This is a genomic window from Pseudomonas sp. AB39(2026), assembly GCF_059831485.1.
The window spans coordinates 3045306-3061099 of the sequence record NZ_CP195212.1 but is presented as its reverse complement, the minus strand read 5'-3'; the positions used below and the strand labels follow the sequence as shown (position 1 = coordinate 3061099).

17 protein-coding genes and 1 other RNA gene are annotated in these 15794 nt (G+C 59.6%); 11 read left to right on the top strand and 7 right to left on the bottom strand.

Annotation, left to right across the window (positions count from 1 at the left end; genetic code table 11):
* The first annotated feature begins 116 nt into the window (after nt 1-116).
* On the top strand, nt 117-1376 hold the full coding sequence (rho, locus tag ACSAMW_RS14115; protein WP_168083295.1) for a transcription termination factor Rho: 1260 nt from the start codon (nt 117-119) through the stop codon (nt 1374-1376).
* Between the two features lie 67 nt (nt 1377-1443).
* Here the strand turns inward: rho and ACSAMW_RS14110 are convergent, their stop codons facing one another.
* Complete coding sequence (locus ACSAMW_RS14110) at nt 1444-2205, bottom strand: sulfite exporter TauE/SafE family protein (protein ID WP_500590825.1); 762 nt, start codon at nt 2203-2205, stop codon at nt 1444-1446.
* A gap of 111 nt (nt 2206-2316) precedes the next feature.
* Nucleotides 2317-3393 carry a cell division protein ZapE gene (gene zapE, locus ACSAMW_RS14105; RefSeq protein ID WP_500590824.1) on the bottom strand — a complete coding sequence of 359 codons (1077 nt, stop codon included), beginning with the start codon at nt 3391-3393 and terminating at the stop codon, nt 2317-2319.
* A gap of 248 nt (nt 3394-3641) precedes the next feature.
* On the opposite strand from zapE, the gene ubiD reads away from it, so the two are divergent.
* The 5 genes from ubiD (at nt 3642) to ACSAMW_RS14080 (ending at nt 8841) form a co-directional block, all read left to right on the top strand.
* Entirely contained in the window at nt 3642-5108 is a 1467-nt protein-coding gene (gene ubiD, locus ACSAMW_RS14100; protein WP_500590823.1) for a 4-hydroxy-3-polyprenylbenzoate decarboxylase, read from the top strand.
* Complete coding sequence (locus tag ACSAMW_RS14095) at nt 5108-6076, top strand: CDP-6-deoxy-delta-3,4-glucoseen reductase (RefSeq protein ID WP_500590822.1); 969 nt, start codon at nt 5108-5110, stop codon at nt 6074-6076. The genes ubiD and ACSAMW_RS14095 overlap by 1 nt, the downstream gene beginning before the upstream one ends.
* An 84-nt stretch (nt 6077-6160) precedes the next feature.
* Nucleotides 6161-6850, top strand: a complete 690-nt coding sequence (locus ACSAMW_RS14090; protein WP_500590821.1) for a gamma-glutamylcyclotransferase — start codon at nt 6161-6163, stop codon at nt 6848-6850.
* A 198-nt stretch (nt 6851-7048) separates the two neighbouring features.
* Nucleotides 7049-7462 (top strand): flagellar basal body-associated protein FliL, encoded by a 414-nt coding sequence (locus ACSAMW_RS14085; RefSeq protein WP_500590820.1) that lies wholly within the window; start codon nt 7049-7051, stop codon nt 7460-7462.
* Nucleotides 7463-7605: 143 nt separating this feature from the next.
* Entirely contained in the window at nt 7606-8841 is a 1236-nt protein-coding gene (locus ACSAMW_RS14080) for a M20/M25/M40 family metallo-hydrolase (RefSeq protein ID WP_500590819.1), read from the top strand.
* A 92-nt stretch (nt 8842-8933) separates the two neighbouring features.
* Here the strand turns inward: ACSAMW_RS14080 and ACSAMW_RS14075 are convergent, their stop codons facing one another.
* Nucleotides 8934-9383, bottom strand: a complete 450-nt coding sequence (locus tag ACSAMW_RS14075) for an EVE domain-containing protein (RefSeq protein WP_500590818.1) — start codon at nt 9381-9383, stop codon at nt 8934-8936.
* 192 nt (nt 9384-9575) lie between these two features.
* On the opposite strand from ACSAMW_RS14075, the gene ACSAMW_RS14070 reads away from it, so the two are divergent.
* Nucleotides 9576-9716 carry a hypothetical protein gene (locus tag ACSAMW_RS14070; protein ID WP_500590817.1) on the top strand — a complete coding sequence of 47 codons (141 nt, stop codon included), beginning with the start codon at nt 9576-9578 and terminating at the stop codon, nt 9714-9716.
* A 21-nt stretch (nt 9717-9737) separates the two neighbouring features.
* On the opposite strand, the gene ACSAMW_RS14065 is transcribed toward ACSAMW_RS14070, so the two are convergent.
* From ACSAMW_RS14065 to ACSAMW_RS14050, 4 genes are all read right to left on the bottom strand, one after another.
* Entirely contained in the window at nt 9738-10340 is a 603-nt protein-coding gene (locus tag ACSAMW_RS14065) for a 5-formyltetrahydrofolate cyclo-ligase (protein WP_500590816.1), read from the bottom strand.
* A gap of 60 nt (nt 10341-10400) precedes the next feature.
* Nucleotides 10401-10579: non-coding RNA, 6S RNA (gene ssrS / locus ACSAMW_RS14060), on the bottom strand.
* Between the two features lie 32 nt (nt 10580-10611).
* Nucleotides 10612-10929: a cell division protein ZapA gene (locus tag ACSAMW_RS14055; protein ID WP_168083273.1), complete on the bottom strand. Its 318-nt coding sequence runs from the start codon at nt 10927-10929 to the stop codon at nt 10612-10614.
* Nucleotides 10929-11135: a TIGR02449 family protein gene (locus ACSAMW_RS14050; protein WP_168083271.1), complete on the bottom strand. Its 207-nt coding sequence runs from the start codon at nt 11133-11135 to the stop codon at nt 10929-10931. Before ACSAMW_RS14050 ends, ACSAMW_RS14055 begins: the two co-directional genes overlap by 1 nt.
* A 154-nt stretch (nt 11136-11289) precedes the next feature.
* Here ACSAMW_RS14050 and ACSAMW_RS14045 point away from each other — a divergent pair, with 154 nt between their 5' ends.
* Genes ACSAMW_RS14045 through ACSAMW_RS14030 form a run of 4 tightly spaced genes read left to right on the top strand, consistent with a single transcriptional unit; the run spans nt 11290 to nt 15666 of the window.
* Nucleotides 11290-11844, top strand: coding sequence for a YecA/YgfB family protein (locus ACSAMW_RS14045; RefSeq protein ID WP_500590815.1), 555 nt, complete (start codon nt 11290-11292; stop codon nt 11842-11844).
* Between the two features lie 20 nt (nt 11845-11864).
* The gene (gene pepP, locus ACSAMW_RS14040; RefSeq protein WP_500590814.1) at nt 11865-13199 is read left to right on the top strand and encodes a Xaa-Pro aminopeptidase; all 1335 of its coding nucleotides are present in this window, start codon (nt 11865-11867) and stop codon (nt 13197-13199) included.
* Complete coding sequence (gene ubiH / locus ACSAMW_RS14035; protein WP_500590813.1) at nt 13196-14395, top strand: 2-octaprenyl-6-methoxyphenyl hydroxylase; 1200 nt, start codon at nt 13196-13198, stop codon at nt 14393-14395. Before pepP ends, ubiH begins: the two co-directional genes overlap by 4 nt.
* A 32-nt stretch (nt 14396-14427) precedes the next feature.
* A complete protein-coding gene (locus ACSAMW_RS14030; RefSeq protein WP_500594042.1) occupies nt 14428-15666 on the top strand; it encodes a 2-octaprenyl-3-methyl-6-methoxy-1,4-benzoquinol hydroxylase in 1239 nt (412 codons plus the stop codon).
* Nucleotides 15667-15794 lie beyond the last annotated feature (128 nt).

The following is a 15794-nucleotide window of genomic DNA, read 5'->3' as shown; positions in this document are numbered from 1 at the left end:
AGTCGTCGCCGACGCATTCCAATTCGAATTTGTGCGCGATCCTATCGCCTCTCCCCGGCGCGGCCTCTCTAAGCCCAAATGCTTATTCCCTCCATACAGAACACGTCATTCCCTCTATGAACCTGACTGAACTCAAGCAAAAGCCGATCACCGACCTGCTCGAAATGGCCGAACAGATGGGCATCGAAAACATGGCCCGCTCTCGCAAGCAGGATGTGATTTTCTCCCTGCTGAAAAAGCACGCCAAAAGTGGCGAGGAGATATCCGGTGACGGCGTGCTGGAGATCCTCCAGGACGGTTTCGGCTTCCTCCGTTCCGCCGACGCCTCTTACCTGGCTGGGCCGGATGACATCTATGTATCGCCGAGCCAGATCCGCCGGTTCAACCTGCGCACCGGTGACACCATCGTGGGCAAGATTCGCCCGCCGAAAGAAGGCGAGCGTTACTTCGCCCTGTTGAAGGTCGACACCATCAACTACGACCGTCCGGAAAACGCGAAGAACAAGATTCTCTTCGAAAACCTGACGCCGTTGTTCCCCAACAAGCGCTTGAAGATGGAAGCCGGTAATGGTTCCACCGAAGACCTCACAGGCCGTGTGATCGACCTGTGTGCGCCTATCGGTAAAGGCCAGCGCGGCTTGATCGTGGCGCCGCCCAAGGCCGGCAAAACCATCATGCTGCAGAACATTGCCGCGAACATTACCCGTAACAACCCTGAGTGCCACCTCATTGTTCTGCTGATCGACGAGCGCCCGGAAGAAGTGACCGAAATGCAGCGTACCGTGCGCGGCGAAGTGGTTGCGTCCACCTTCGACGAGCCGCCAACCCGCCACGTGCAAGTGGCCGAGATGGTGATCGAGAAGGCCAAACGCCTGGTCGAGCACAAGAAGGATGTGGTCATCCTGCTGGACTCCATCACCCGCCTGGCGCGTGCCTACAACACCGTGATTCCAAGCTCCGGCAAGGTACTGACCGGTGGTGTGGATGCCCACGCCCTTGAGAAGCCAAAGCGCTTCTTTGGCGCGGCGCGGAACATCGAGGAAGGCGGGTCGCTGACCATTATCGCCACCGCGCTGGTTGAAACCGGCTCGAAGATGGACGAAGTGATCTACGAGGAATTCAAGGGTACGGGCAACATGGAGCTGCCACTTGATCGCCGTATCGCTGAAAAGCGTGTATTCCCGGCCATCAATATCAACCGCTCCGGCACCCGCCGCGAAGAGTTGCTGACCGCCGACGACGAATTGCAGCGCATGTGGATTCTGCGCAAGCTGCTGCACCCGATGGATGAGATCGCTGCCATCGAGTTCCTCACGGACAAACTCAAGCAGACCAAAACCAACGACGAGTTCTTCTTGTCGATGAAGCGCAAGTAACAGTGCGTTTCAAGAGAACGGCGCCTTCGGGCGCCGTTTTTTGTACTTTGCGAAAATGTTTGTACCGCTAGGCTGGGTAGGCGTAATAGCGAGCGATCAAAGCAATACCGGAAACAAGTACAACGACATTGATCACTTTGAGAAACTGCTCTCGGGACATAGTAAGTGTGATGCGTCTGCCCACAGTCACGCCGATCAGCATGCCAGGCGCGAGGAAGAGCACTAGCCACAACAGGCTGGGATCGAGGTACACGCCGGCAAGTGCAAACAGCACAACACGGGTAAGGGTGCTTAGGCCGATGAGTGTTGTTTGAGTGATGCGCATGGCCTCTTTGGTGGGAAGCCGGCCGCTAAGGTAGATCGCATAGATAAACCCACCACTGCCAAACAAGGCACTGAAGATGCCGCCAATCGAACCGAAGGGGTAGGCTGCGGCGGCATTGAAGCTACGCTGAGGTTTAAACCCGCTAAGGGAGTACAGCGCATAGGCCGTGACGAAAATGCCTAGCGCCGGTAGAAGGTATTCTGGGCGGGTGGTCAGAAGAATTGCCGCACCTATCAGACTGCCCAGGATCATCATGGGCACAAGCCGCCGCAACTCACTCCAATCGGCATTGCGCCCATCACGGCTTACATTCACCAATGCCGCAAACAAGTCCATCAAGGCCAGCAAAGGGACGATCTTGGCAACAGGGATGAACAGTGCCAGTACAGGGCTTGCCACTAAAGCGGTGCCAAAACCTGCAATACCAAAAATCACGTAAGCGCCCAGCAGGGTGGCAAAAATCAAGGCATAAGGGCCCCAGCCGATGGTCAACCCATCACTCATCGCACGAATCCTTTATTGTTATAGGGTTAATTCGCTTTGGGATCCTAATAAGGCGAAACTTATTGTGCAATCTTTAAAGGATCCAAATTAAGCCTTTTTTGCGACTGTGATTCAAGGCGCTGTTTCTGGCATGGCGTGGCAGATCTCACGAAGCTGACTCACGCGGCTACGGGTCCGCGCCAGGTCTCCCGACTCACAATCGTCCATCATTTGAGAGAGGGGCACCTCGCTGATCAAAAAAAGCACGGAGCGCCTGTCGTACAGCACGTCTATGAGGTTCAAGAAACGCTGTTGCCCGGCGGCACTGGCGGTAGAAAGCCTAGGGACGGCATCGATAATCCAACGCGCGTAACGGTCAACCAGCGCTAGGTAGTCGATTGTGGCCGAGTCGGCCTCACATAGGTCTGCAAACGTGAAGTACACGGTGCTTTCGTCCAGTGCCAGGCCAGTCAGTGAGCGGCGGTTGACTGTAAGGTTTTCGGTTATCACAGGCCCGTCAGGTAGCCCAAGGCTTTGCCGCTGCCTTGCCGTGCCAGGGCAGATAAAGGCACCTTGGTTGAAAGCGTCTGCCGAGGCGTTGGTGGAGGCACGATAGTCCGTATCGCCCGCTACGGGCTGGATCTCCAGATGCTGTTCGATCAGCTGGATAGTCGGCAAAAAGCGCTCATGATAGAGCGGGTTCGGCAGCAGGCCTTGAGGTGGGTAATTGGACGTTACGACCACAACGCAGCGGCGGTTGAACAATGCTCTGAACAATTGGCTCATGAGCATGGCATCGCCAATGTCGTGTAAGTGAAATTCGTCAAAGCACAGCAATCGACAATCGCCAAGCAGGGCATCCAGTGCCATGCCTACGGCATTACGGGTGGCACCGTGATCGAACATCCGCTGGTGGAACTCTCGAAAGAATGCATGGAAATGCACTCGACGCTTTTGCTGTAGAGGAACGGCTGCAAAAAAGGCGTCCAGCATAAAGCTCTTGCCACGGCCTACCGGCCCCCAGAGGTATAGCCCCTGCGGTATCCCTTGCCCGAGCCGCATCAGCAGCGACGGCTTGAGCAGCTTCTGGGTTAGAGCGCCAAGGCGTTGAGCCACGGCAATTTGATAGGTATCGAGCGTGTACCCCTTGGCATGGGCGGCCTGCTCAATGGCGGCTATAACGTCGTTTCCAGGGCTGCCATGTTTCATAGTTGACCCTATCGAGGAGCGGTGCTGAATAGTAGGCGTAGCCGAGGCACAGGAACAGTTGTCGGAGCCTGACAAGCTACCTGTGTTCGGAATTTTCTAGGTGCGAGTATCGACGGGCGCTCTCGCTAGCTTTACGCGCGCTGCACTTGAAAGCCAAGCGCGCCTATCACACCTATGCACCAAGGGGTTGCGCACAGGCGAGGTATAGCGGGTAAGCTAGGCGCCTCTTTTGTGGTGTGATCTGGGCGATGGAATTCAAGGACCTGCGGGACTTCGTGCAGCAGCTAGAGCAGCGCGGAGAATTGAAACGCATCGCAGTGCCGGTGTCGCCGGTGCTGGAAATGACTGAAATCTGCGACCGTACCCTGCGCAAGCAGGGCCCGGCGCTGCTGTTCGAAAACCCGGTGGGGCATAGCATGCCGGTGTTGGGCAACCTGTTTGGCACACCGGGGCGCGTGGCGCTTGGCATGGGTGCCGAATCGGTCAGTGAGCTGCGCGAAATCGGCAAGCTGCTGGCCTTTCTCAAAGAGCCGGAGCCACCCAAGGGGCTGAAAGACGCCTGGTCCAAGCTGCCGATTTTCAAGAAAATCATTTCCATGGCGCCCAAGGTGCTTAAAGACGCTGCCTGCCATGACGTCGTGATCGAAGGCGACGACGTGGACCTGGGCGTGCTGCCTGTTCAGCACTGCTGGCCAGGCGATGTAGCCCCGCTGATTACTTGGGGGCTTACGGTTACCCGAGGGCCCAACAAGGAACGGCAGAACCTGGGTATCTACCGGCAGCAGGTGATCGCTCGCAACAAGGTCATCATGCGCTGGCTCAGCCATCGTGGCGGCGCACTGGATTACCGGGAATGGTGTGAGAAGCATCCGGGCGAACCGTTCCCGGTGGCCGTGGCGCTGGGCGCAGACCCTGCGACTATTCTGGGCGCCGTCACGCCAGTGCCGGACAGCCTGTCCGAATACGCATTCGCTGGCCTGCTGCGCGGCCACCGCACCGAACTGGTCAAGTGCCGTGGCAATACCTTGCAGGTGCCGGCCAGTGCGGAAATCGTGCTTGAAGGCGTGATTCATCCTGGTGAGATGGCCGATGAAGGCCCCTACGGTGACCACACCGGCTATTACAACGAAGTCGATCGCTTCCCGGTATTTACAGTGGAGCGTATCACCCACCGTACACGGCCTATTTATCACAGCACCTATACCGGCCGGCCACCGGATGAGCCTGCGATCCTGGGCGTGGCGCTGAACGAAGTGTTCGTGCCCATTCTGCAAAAGCAGTTCCCGGAAATTGTCGACTTCTACCTGCCGCCAGAAGGGTGTTCCTACCGCATGGCGGTCGTGACCATCAAGAAGCAGTACCCCGGCCATGCCAAGCGGGTGATGCTGGGGGTGTGGTCATTCCTGCGCCAGTTCATGTATACCAAGTTCGTGATCGTCACCGACGACGACATCAATGCCCGGGACTGGAACGACGTGATCTGGGCCGTGACCACCCGTATGGACCCCAAACGCGATACGGTGCTGATCGACAATACGCCCATCGATTACCTGGACTTCGCTTCGCCGGTGTCCGGCCTGGGCTCGAAGATGGGCCTGGATGCCACCCACAAGTGGCCAGGGGAAACCACACGGGAATGGGGCAGGGTGATTGAAAAGGACCCTGCCATTACTCGCCGTGTGGACGAACTCTGGAATCAGCTGGGAATAGACTGATGCGCGTAACCTTGCAGCCTTCGGGCGCCGTATTGGACGTGCAGGTTGGTGAGCACATCCTCGATGCCGCCCGGCGCCTGGGCTATGACTGCCCTCATAGTTGCCGTAATGGTAATTGCCATGTGTGTGCTGCCCTGTTGGTCGAGGGCCGGGTGTCTCAGGAGGGGCAGGTGCGCGAACATGGCGAGCTGTATACCTGCGTGGCTACGCCCCTGGACGATTGTGTGGTGCTATGGGACGGCGTGCTGCTGCGGGGCGAGCTGCCCCTACGAAGGCTCGCCTGCCAGGTGACCGAATGCGCACAGGTGGGGGCAGACGTATGGCGAGTGCGGCTGCAGGCGCCGGCTGGGAAGCTCCCTCGCTACCATGCCGGGCAGTACTTGCTGATGGAGCGCAACGGCGCTGACAAAGCGGCATTTTCCATTGCCTCCGCTCCCCACAGTGGCCGTGCGCTGGAGCTGCATATCCTGGGGCGTGAGGAGGGTGCGCTCAAACTGCTCGCTCAACTGCAACGGGAAGGCCTGGCCCATGTGGAGCTGCCTTACGGTGATACTCACTTGGCAGAGCTGCCAGACGAGCCTCTGGTACTGATCGCCGCCGGTACCGGTATGGCGCAGATGTGCAGCCTGATCGAGCATTGCCGCGCCAAAGGCTTTCATCATCCGGTTCATCTGTATTGGGGCGTGCGGCGGGTAGAGGACTTCTACCAGGTCGATCAATGGGACGAATGGGAAAGCCTGCCTAACCTGTTCCTGCACAAGGTGGTCAGTGACCCATGTGGTTGGGAAGGGCGTTGTGGGCTGTTGCATGAAGCCGTAAGAGAAGACATCCCGGACCTGACGACCGTGCAGGTATATGCCAGCGGTTCACCGGCCATGGTTTATGCCACCTTGGACGCGCTTGTAGAGGCTGGTATGGATGCGCACCAGATGCGCGCGGATGTATTTGCCTACGCCCCTCGCGCTTGAGCTGTCGCGATGGCCGGTACTCCCTTGGCAGCGTGCTTCGGTTAGAGTGACGGGTAAGCAGTCTGGAACTCCCGGGGTTTTTCCATGTCGGCACTCGAACCTGCCCTTGCGTACCCAACCGCGTACCCACCTATCCTTGATACACCGCAACTGAGCGATGAAGAGCTGGCCTGCTCGCTGGCCGCAACCATGAGCCAGCACGCGGGTGGGCCGGTATGGCTGTTTGCCTACGGGTCGTTGATCTGGCGACCGGAATGTAACAGCGTCGAACGGCGCCGCGCGCGGGTACATGGCTACCACCGTGGGCTGTATCTGTGGTCACAAGAGCACCGTGGCACACCACAGAAACCTGGCCTGGTGTTTGGCCTGGATCGTGGTGGCTCCTGTACCGGGTTTGCCTACCGGCTGCATGATGAGCACCTGCAGGCGTCACTGATGGCCCTGTGGAAGCGTGAGATGCCCTATCCCTCTTACCGCCCTCACTGGCTCACCTGCCGGCTGGAGGACGGGAGCAAGGTCCAGGCACTGGGCTTTGTGCTTGAGCGCCACCTGCCCACCTATGCCGGCAACCTGCCTGACGACCTGCTGGTGCAGGTGCTGGCCAGTGCCTGTGGGCGGTCTGGCAGTTGTCGCGACTATGTAGAGCAAACCATCACGGCACTGCGCTCCCACGCCATGCCAGACCGAAACCTGGAAGCGCGTTTCAAGCGTTGGCTGGAAATGGCACTAACGCCTGCCAGTGCTATTCCACCAGGGTGTGTACAGGGTACTTAGCCCACCTGAATCACGCCGCGCGTGTGCCGCGGATGTTGTGTGTGCCGCCAAAGGCTTTGCACAATTACCCAGTCTTGGGCTATTCCTTTGCAAGTAGTGGCCGATAGTGTAGGCAAGCCCGACCTTGCACGGGCGGCCGCATCTGGTAGCTGCCCATCATTGCTGTGCCTGCCGCGCATAGAACGAGGAATCAACGCTGTGAAACCCTGGATCGCTGTATTGCTGGCTGTATGTCTTCCCTTCGCTGCCCACGCCGAAGAGGGCGGGGAATCGAAGGAGGGACCGCCCAAGGTCGTCTATTACTCACTGTCCCCGCCCCTGGTGGGCAATTACGCTATGGACGGCGGGCCCCGGCTGCATGTGTACAAGGCCGACATCGCCTTCAAAGTCACAGGCCCTGAAGCCCTGGCAGCGGTGAAGCATCATGAACCTTTGATCCGTAACCAGTTGGTGCAGCTGTTCAACCAGCAAACCATGGATTCGATGGGCTCTGGGGATGCCAAGGAAGCGCTGCGCCAACAGGCCTTGAAGCAAACCCAACAGGTATTGAATGACGAGGAGGGGAAGCCTGTGGTCGAAGACTTGCTGTTCAATAACCTGATTGTGCAGTAAGGCGGGCTTCCCCTTTATACAGGCTTCGCATTGAAGCCTGTGCCGCCTCACCTGAGGCTAGATAACACCCTTGAGTGGCTGAAACGTGCGATCTGAATAAGACCGTCTACAGTTCAGATACATTTCAATTCAAGGAGTTACCTATGCCGTTGTCGCCATCCAACCGTCTGCTGCTGTCCGCCTTGGCACTGGCCATGTCCCTGGCCGTATTACCGGTGCAGGCTGCCGTCGACGCCAAGGTGCAACAGGCAGCAGAGCACTTGAAGGATCCGGCCCTCAAGTTGTTGGAGCAACTGGTCAACATCGACTCAGGCTCTGGCTATGAGCCCGGCCTTACCCAAGTCCGCACCCTGGTTGAGGCGGAGTTGAAAAAGCTGGGCGCCAGCATCGAAACCTTCCCCAACACGGCACCTGATAAAAGCCAGCACCTGGTTGCCACCTTAAAAGGTACGGGCAAGGCCAACATCTTGTTGCTGGCCCACATGGATACTGTGTTCAAGGAGGGTTCGGCCGCAGCAAGGCCCTTCCATATCAAAGACGGGCGCGCTTACGGGCCGGGGGTGATGGACGACAAAGGCGGTATCGTGGTCGCGCTCCAGGCCTTGCAGATTCTCAAGCAGTCCAACTTCAAGGATTACGGCCAGATCACGCTGCTGCTCGACGCCAGTGAGGAAACAGGCTCCGAGGCCGCCAGCGCCTTGATTCAGAAGGTTGCCAAAACCCATGACGTGGTGCTCAACCTGGAGCCCGGTCGGCCTGCGGACGGCCTAGTGGTATGGCGCAAGGGCAGCGCCACGGCGGTGGTGGAAGTGACTGGCAAGGCTTCCCACGCTGGCGTTGCGCCTGAATTGGGCCGCAATGCGGCCATTGAAGCGGCGCACCAGATCCTCCAACTGGGCCAGTTGGGTGATGCCGAGAAAAAAACCACGGTCAATTTCACCGTCATCAATGCAGGGGATCGTATCAATGTGATTCCCGACCACGCCGTGGCCAAGGCGGATGTAAGGGCGGCCGTGCCGGAAGAATTCGACCGGGTGGAAAAAGACCTGGCTAGGGTCTCTGCTGACAAGCTTATTGCAGATACCCAGGTGACCACTCGCCTGGAGCGCGGCTTGCCGCCCATGCCGCAAACCCCCGCGAGCGATAAGCTGGTGGCCATGGCTCAAGGCATCTACGGTGAGCTGGGGCGCAAGCTGACCGTAGAAGGCACCGGCGGTGCTGCGGATGCCAGCCTGGCCGCAGCGGTGGGCGTCCCTACCCTGGACGGCTTTGGCATTGTGGGCGGCAATATCCACACGCCTGAAGAGTATGCGGAAGTGGAAAGCGTGGTGCCGCGGGTGTATCTGCTGACACGGATGTTGATGGAGTTGTCTAAGTAACCCAACCTCAGTGGGGGCTTTGCTCCAATGTAGATCAGGTGCCCCCATGCCTTCCTCTAGCTTTTTAAAGGACGTTAAGTTTGCGCTGTACGCTAAACCAACCCTATCACCGCTTCCCACTGCGCCTCTGTCACTGGCATCACCGACAGGCGGCTGCCTTTTTTCACCAGCGCCAATTCTTCAAGTGCCACCTGCTGTTTGAGCAACCCCAGGCCAAGTACCGAGGGGAACACCTGCTGACAACTGACGTCGACTGATAGCCACGGGTTTTTAAGCTCGGAAGCTTTTGGGTCGTGATAGGGGCTATCTGAAGCCAGCGCGGTAGGGTCGGGGTAGGGCAGGCTGTCAACGCGCGCAATCCCCGCGATACCAGGTTCAGGGCAGCTGGAGTGGTAGAAAAAGAACAGATCGCCAGGCTGCATGGCACGGATGAAGTTGCGGGCCTGATAGTTGCGCACTCCATCCCACCGAGCGTTGCCCAGTGATGCGAGGCTTTGGACGGACAATTCTTCGGGCTCTGATTTCATCAGCCAATAGGCCATGTTTGGCGATCCTTCAAGCGGGCTTTATCAAGGAAAGGTTACAGGGTTGATTCTCCCGACGGTTGGTCAAAATCAACGTTTGCATGTGACGGAGAGCTGTCGGAGAATGCGCCCATTTTAAGCCTAGGCGCCTCAAATGGGGGCCTTGAGCCACCACTCACCGTGATTGACATGCCTTAAGGAGGGCCAGGAATGCGGCGTAAACCGGACTTGCTGTGGATACTGGTCTTTCTGTTTGGCTTGGGTGTGGTCACCACTGGCTATGCACAGACCTTCTGGGAGCGCAGCGCAGCCGATCCTGCTGAAGCGGTATATGCCGTTCCGTTGCGTTAAGCGTTCCTGCGCCTGCTCAGGCTAGGCCAAATACCAGCGCCTGTCTGTCACCGTTCCCTGCAAGGGAACGTCCCAACTGGCTTGCTCCAGCCTGTCTACCTTCTGGCATTCATGGGCAAGCCCCAGCAGCGTAGGCTTGCGCCAGGCCACTCGGCGCGTTCGGTAGGCCAGGCTACGGTCGTAAAACCCCCCGCCCATCCCTAGCCGGCCGCCGAACTCATCAAAGCCCACCAGTGGCAACAGCACCAGGTCCAGCGCCCAGATCCGCCGTTGCCTCCTCGGGCAGCGCACAGGTTCGGCAATGCCAAAACGGTTGGCCCGCAGGCGCTCGCCAGGGCGTATGCGCTGGAACACCATTTTGGTTCTTGGCCAAGGGCTGAGCACGGGCAGGTAAGTATGCTTGCCCCGGCGCTGGGCACTGCGCAGCAAGGGGCGGGGGTCTATCTCGCCGTCATTGGGCAGGTAGAGCGCCACGCTGCGGGCACGCTGGAACAACGGGTGGTGGCTCAACTGCCGATACAAGCCTGCTGCGGCTTTGCGTTGCTGGGCCTGCGGCAACGATTTGCGGGCTTCGCGAAGCGCTTTGCGCAATTGGCTACGAGTAAGGTTGGAGGTTTTGATCATGCAGGCAGGCTCCGGAAGTAGCAGGGGAACCTGTGTGCCCAAAGGCTGGGCCAAGAAGAGGTACTCCCCGACGTACCGCTGTCGGTGTAGCCCTTGAACCCGAAAGTTCAAGGTGGAAATTACAGGGGGCCTTCAGGCTTTCCGTCGAGCGGACATGCACACCAGCCCCGACGTGCAACTTCCGTGGTTGTGCGTATCGGCTCAGGGACATGACCGACTGGCGCGCACTACAGGGAGCGGGCACCAGTATACCCCAAACCTTCTCCACGAATCAGCCCCTGGTTGCGATCTGACTAGTGGCAAGCGCCAGGTCTACCCGCTCCAGCAAGTCGCGCACTTGCTCGCGGGTAGCCGCACCGGGCTGCGATTCGCTGGTTTCCTTGCGGTTCAGCAGGTCGTGGGTGATGTTCAAGGCTGCCATTACGGCAATACGGTCAGCGCCAATGACTTTGCCACCTGTGCGGATATCGCGCATCTTGCCATCCAGGTAGCGTGCCGCGCTGATCAGGTTGCCGCGCTCTTCGGGCGGGCACATGATCGAATACTCCTTGTCCAGGATATGCACAGTAACGCTGTTGCTCGAATTCATCAGTCTTGCTCCAGGGCCTTGAGGCGCGAAATCATTGACTCGACCTTGCGGCGGGCGACTTCGTTTTTCTCGATCAGGTAGGCTCGCTCTTCGCGCCAGGTGCGTTCCTGGGCATGGAGGAGGGCGTTTTGCCGGTTCAGGTGCTCGACGCGTTCGATCAACAGTTCGATCTTGCCCATCAGCGCTTGCAGGTCATTCTGTTCCATGGTCGGGCGGTTGGATGTCCTGGTTATGGAGCGGTGTGATCGAATGCAGACCACAGTGCGGGCCGGCGGTTGCGTCGATGGCCTTGGCTATCCTGCCGGTGTAGGATACGAAGCCTTCATTCTAGACATTGCGCCGCCCGGCGCCTAGCCGCCTATGCCTAACACCACTTCGCCGTACGCCGCCTTCGCCTCACTGCTCGCTGACAATGGGTATCCCGTTTCCCCCGCCGAACTGCATGGCTTGCTGCTGGGGCGCAGTTGCGCTGGTGCCGGCTTCGAACCGGAGCCTTGGCTGGACGACGCAGTCGAAGTCCTTGGCGCGCCGGCTGACGGCACTATTCGCCAGGCCCTGGTGGGCCTGCAGGAAATGGTGAAGGCCGAGCTCACCAGCACCGACATGACCGTTGTGCTGCTGCTGCCAGGCGACGACTTCCTGCTGGCCGAACGCACGGGCGCGCTTGGCCAGTGGTGCCAAGGTTTCCTGACCGGCTTCGGGCTTGCCGTTGGCGGTACCAAACTTAGCGAAGATGCCCGGGAAGTGCTTCAGGACCTGGCGTCCATTGCACAGATCCAGGATGCGCTCGATGAGTCTGAGGAGGCCGAAACCGACTATATGGAAGTGACCGAATACCTTCGGGTCGCCCCTTTGCTGCTGTACTCGGAGTTGGTAAAACCAGTTGCACCGGCACCCAAGCCATCCTTGCACTGATTGCCCAGGAGCCCTGCCGCATGGTCCAGATTCCAAAGCCCGAATATGCTCGCCGGCGCAAGGCCCTGATGGCCGAAATGGTCCCCAACAGCATTGCCATTCTTCCGGCAGCGGCAGTGGCCCTTCGCAATCGTGACGTTGAGCACCCTTACCGTCAGGACAGTGACTTCCAGTACCTGAGCGGCTTCGGCGAACCTGAGGCGGTGATGGCCCTGATCCCAGGTCGAGAGCACGGAGAATACGTACTGTTCTGTCGGGAACGTGACCCTTTGCGAGAGTTGTGGGATGGGCTGCGTGCTGGCCAGGAGGGCGCCGTTCGGGACTTCGGCGCCGATGACGCCTTCCCTATCAGCGATATCGACGACATCCTGCCAGGGCTGATCGAGGGGCGCGACCGTGTCTATACCGCCATGGGTAGCCATCCTGAATTCGATCGTCACTTGATGGAATGGGTAAACCAGATCCGCTCCAAAGCCAACCTGGGTGCGCAACCGCCTAAGGAGTTCGTAGCGCTGGATCACCTGCTTCACGACTTGCGCCTGTACAAGTCCACGGCTGAAGTAAAGGTGATGCGCGAGGCGGCGGCCATCTCGGCAAGAGCCCATATAAGGGCCATGCAGGCCGCACGCGCCGGTTTGTACGAATACAGCCTGGAAGCGGAACTGGACTACGAGTTCCGCCGTGGAGGTGCTCGGCTGCCGGCCTACGGCTCCATCGTCGCCGCTGGCCGAAATACGTGCATTCTTCACTATCAAGACAACAACGCGCCGTTGCGCGACGGGGACCTGGTGTTGATCGACGCCGGTTGCGAGATCGATTGCTATGCCAGCGACATCACGCGCACCTTCCCGGTAAACGGCACGTTCTCGCCTGAGCAGCGGGCTATCTACGAGATCGTGTTACAGGCCCAGGAGGCCGCGTTCGCCGAAATCGCGCCAGGCAAGCACTGGAACCTTGCCCATGAAGCCACGGTAAGGGTGATTACTGCAGGCCTGGTTCGCCTGGGCCTGCTGGAGGGGGATGTGGATACACTGATTGCTGCCGAGGCCCACCGTGGCTTCTACATGCACCGTGCCGGCCATTGGCTGGGACTCGATGTGCATGACGTGGGCGAGTACAAGGTGGGCGGTGAATGGCGCGTGCTGGAACCCGGCATGGCCTTGACGGTAGAGCCGGGCATTTATATTTCCCCCCAGAATGAGCAGGTTGCCAAGAAGTGGCGTGGTATCGGCGTGCGTATCGAGGATGATGTGGTGGTCACGCGCACAGGTTGCGAGGTGCTTACCAGCGGCGTACCCAAGGCGATCGACGACATCGAGGCCTTGATGGCGGCTGCGCGTGCGGTGACCCCATGACACGCTCTGACATTGCCATTATTGGTGGGGGCCTGGTAGGTGCCAGCCTGGCATTGGCGCTACAGCCACTGGCGCGAGAAAAAGGTTGGAGCATTCTGCTTATCGAGCCTTTCGCGCCGGGAAAGGGCTACCAGCCCAGCTACGATGCCCGCAGCTCCGCGCTCTCATACGGCACGCGGCTTATTTATGAACAGCTTGGTGTATGGCCTGAAATAGAGCGCCATGCCGAGCCTATTCGGCGTATTCATGTGTCAGACCGCGGGCGCTTCGGTGCCACACGGCTCGACGCCACGGAAGAGGGCGTACCGGCGCTGGGCTATGTGGTTGAGAACGCCTGGCTTGGGCAATGTTTATGGGCAGCACTGGACCCCGCAGTGGTCAGTTGGCGATGCCCCGCCGAGGTCGTGGCACTGCAGGCGAAACCAGATGGCTATCAGCTGACACTGGCTGATGAAACCCAGTTGGATTGTTCCCTGGCCGTATTGGCCGACGGCGGCCGCTCCGGGTTACGTGATCAATTGGGGATTGAGGTCAGCGTTCGGCACTATGACCAGACGGCCTTGATCGCCAACGTGAGCTTCGATCAGCCCCACCATGGGCAGGCGTTCGAACGCTTTACCGACGACGGCCCGCTGGCCCTGCTGCCATTGGCAGATAATCGTTGCGCACTGGTCTGGACCCGCACGCCGGCCGATGCAAAACGGCTACGCGAATTGCCAGATGCCGTTTTCCTGGCTGAGCTCCAGCGCCGCTTCGGCTATCGGCTAGGCTCACTTACCCAAGTAGGGGCTCGCAGCCTGTACCCGTTGTCATTGTCCCAGGCACGAGAGCAGGTAAGGCGTCATCTGGTGGTGCTGGGCAATGCTGCGCACAGCCTGCACCCGATCGCTGGCCAGGGGTTCAACCTTTCGCTGCGTGATGTGCACGCACTGGCCCAGGCCCTTGGGGCAAGCGAATGCGCGCCCGGGGACCTTTCCACCCTGCACGGCTACCTGGCGGCTCAACAGCGGGACCAGCAATGGACAACAGGCTTTTCAGATCAGGTGACTCGGCTATTTTCCCAGCCGGGTCAGTGGGTAGCTCACGGGCGTAACCTTGGCCTGATCGGGCTGGACCTTCTACCCCCTGCACGTCAGTGGTTCGCGCGCCAGGCCATGGGTTTGGGCAGCAGCCGTGCACCGGTCACTTCTCGATGAATACAACAGCCAATGGCAAAGGCGGCCAACCCGTGGAAATGACGGCGGATGTAACGATTGTTGGCGCTGGCATGGTAGGGAGCACTTTGGCCCTGGCGTTGTCAGGTCACGGCCTTGATGTACTGGTGATCGACGGCAGCCCACTGGCCCCGGTTGCCTTTGACCCGGCTGCCCCGTTCGAGCCGAGGGTGAGCGCGCTATCGGCTGCCAGCCAGCGTATCTTCGAGCGGTTAGGCGTGTGGGAGGGCATGCGGGCCCGGCGCGTAAGCCCCTACACGGACATGGACGTTTGGGAAGGCAGCGGTACAGGTAATGTTCACTTCAGTGCCGCCAGCGTGCGAGCCAACGTACTGGGCCATATTGTCGAGAACCGTGTGGTCCAGGACGCTCTGCTCGACGCCCTGCAACAGCGGGGCATCCGTTTGCTGGGCGGAGCCAGGGTGGAGCAGATGCGGTATTCAGGCGATGATCGCCTGCTGACACTGGCCGATGGCGTGAAGGTACGCACGTCTTTGGTGGTCGCTGCCGACGGCGCCCATTCAGTGATCCGGCAACTGGCTGGAACGGGTACCCGAGAGTGGGATTACCTCCACCACGCTATCGTGACCAGCGTACGCACCGAGCTCAGCCATCGAGCCACTGCCTGGCAGCGTTTCGGTGACGACGGGCCATTGGCCTTCCTGCCGCTACAGGGCCCCGCGGGAGAGCATTGGTCGTCCATTGTCTGGTCCACTACGCCCGAGGAAGCCAAGCGCCTGATGGCCATGAGCGACGAAGGCTTTTGCACAGCGCTCGCGGGCCGCTTCGAGCATCGCCTCGGGAACGTTTTGCATACCGATACCCGAGTGTGCATTCCGCTGCGTCAACGTCATGCGCAGCGCTACGTGGAGCGCGGGCTGGCCTTGATCGGTGATGCGGCCCATACCATTCACCCGCTGGCTGGCCAAGGCGTGAACCTGGGGTTGCTGGACGCCGCCATACTGGCTGAAGAGCTGTTGAAGGCTTATCAGCGGGGTGAACGCCTGGCGGACAAGCGTGTGCTAAGCCGGTATGAGCGTAGACGCATGCCGCACAACCTCGCGCTGATGGCGGCAATGGAGGGCTTCGAGCGGCTGTTCCAGGCTGACCCTCTACCCCTGCGATGGCTGCGTAATACCGGCCTGTCACTGGTGCAGCGTTTGCCGGACGCCAAGGCTTTGTTCGTACGGCAGGCAATGGGGCTTAGCGGGGACTTGCCGCACTTGGCCAAAGCCGTTGAGCCATCACCCTAGGTGTAGAGCGCGAGCATCAAGCATAGAGGTGTTGAGTTACATTCAGTAACTAGTGTGGCCCAGGAAGCCTTTGTCCGGCAAAACGAGAGTCTTTATCATCTTCGTTTTTGCCGTTGCGGACTTTTCCC

Excerpts from the sequence above, each read along its gene's own strand:
- pepP (WP_500590814.1), top strand. The coding sequence starts at position 11,865 with ATGGTCCAGATTCCAAAGCCCGAATATGCTCGCCGGCGCAAGGCCCTG.
- ACSAMW_RS14110 (WP_500590825.1), bottom strand. The coding sequence starts at position 2,205 with ATGAGTGATGGGTTGACCATCGGCTGGGGCCCTTATGCCTTGATTTTT.
- ACSAMW_RS14050 (WP_168083271.1), bottom strand. The coding sequence starts at position 11,135 with ATGGAACAGAATGACCTGCAAGCGCTGATGGGCAAGATCGAACTGTTG.
- ACSAMW_RS14080 (WP_500590819.1), top strand. The coding sequence starts at position 7,606 with ATGCCGTTGTCGCCATCCAACCGTCTGCTGCTGTCCGCCTTGGCACTG.
- ACSAMW_RS14045 (WP_500590815.1), top strand. The coding sequence starts at position 11,290 with ATGCCTAACACCACTTCGCCGTACGCCGCCTTCGCCTCACTGCTCGCT.
- zapE (WP_500590824.1), bottom strand. The coding sequence starts at position 3,393 with ATGAAACATGGCAGCCCTGGAAACGACGTTATAGCCGCCATTGAGCAG.
- rho (WP_168083295.1), top strand. The coding sequence starts at position 117 with ATGAACCTGACTGAACTCAAGCAAAAGCCGATCACCGACCTGCTCGAA.
- ACSAMW_RS14065 (WP_500590816.1), bottom strand. The coding sequence starts at position 10,340 with ATGATCAAAACCTCCAACCTTACTCGTAGCCAATTGCGCAAAGCGCTT.
- ACSAMW_RS14075 (WP_500590818.1), bottom strand. The coding sequence starts at position 9,383 with ATGGCCTATTGGCTGATGAAATCAGAGCCCGAAGAATTGTCCGTCCAA.
- ubiH (WP_500590813.1), top strand. The coding sequence starts at position 13,196 with ATGACACGCTCTGACATTGCCATTATTGGTGGGGGCCTGGTAGGTGCC.
- ACSAMW_RS14095 (WP_500590822.1), top strand. The coding sequence starts at position 5,108 with ATGCGCGTAACCTTGCAGCCTTCGGGCGCCGTATTGGACGTGCAGGTT.
- ACSAMW_RS14090 (WP_500590821.1), top strand. The coding sequence starts at position 6,161 with ATGTCGGCACTCGAACCTGCCCTTGCGTACCCAACCGCGTACCCACCT.
- ubiD (WP_500590823.1), top strand. The coding sequence starts at position 3,642 with ATGGAATTCAAGGACCTGCGGGACTTCGTGCAGCAGCTAGAGCAGCGC.
- ACSAMW_RS14055 (WP_168083273.1), bottom strand. The coding sequence starts at position 10,929 with ATGAATTCGAGCAACAGCGTTACTGTGCATATCCTGGACAAGGAGTAT.
- ACSAMW_RS14070 (WP_500590817.1), top strand. The coding sequence starts at position 9,576 with ATGCGGCGTAAACCGGACTTGCTGTGGATACTGGTCTTTCTGTTTGGC.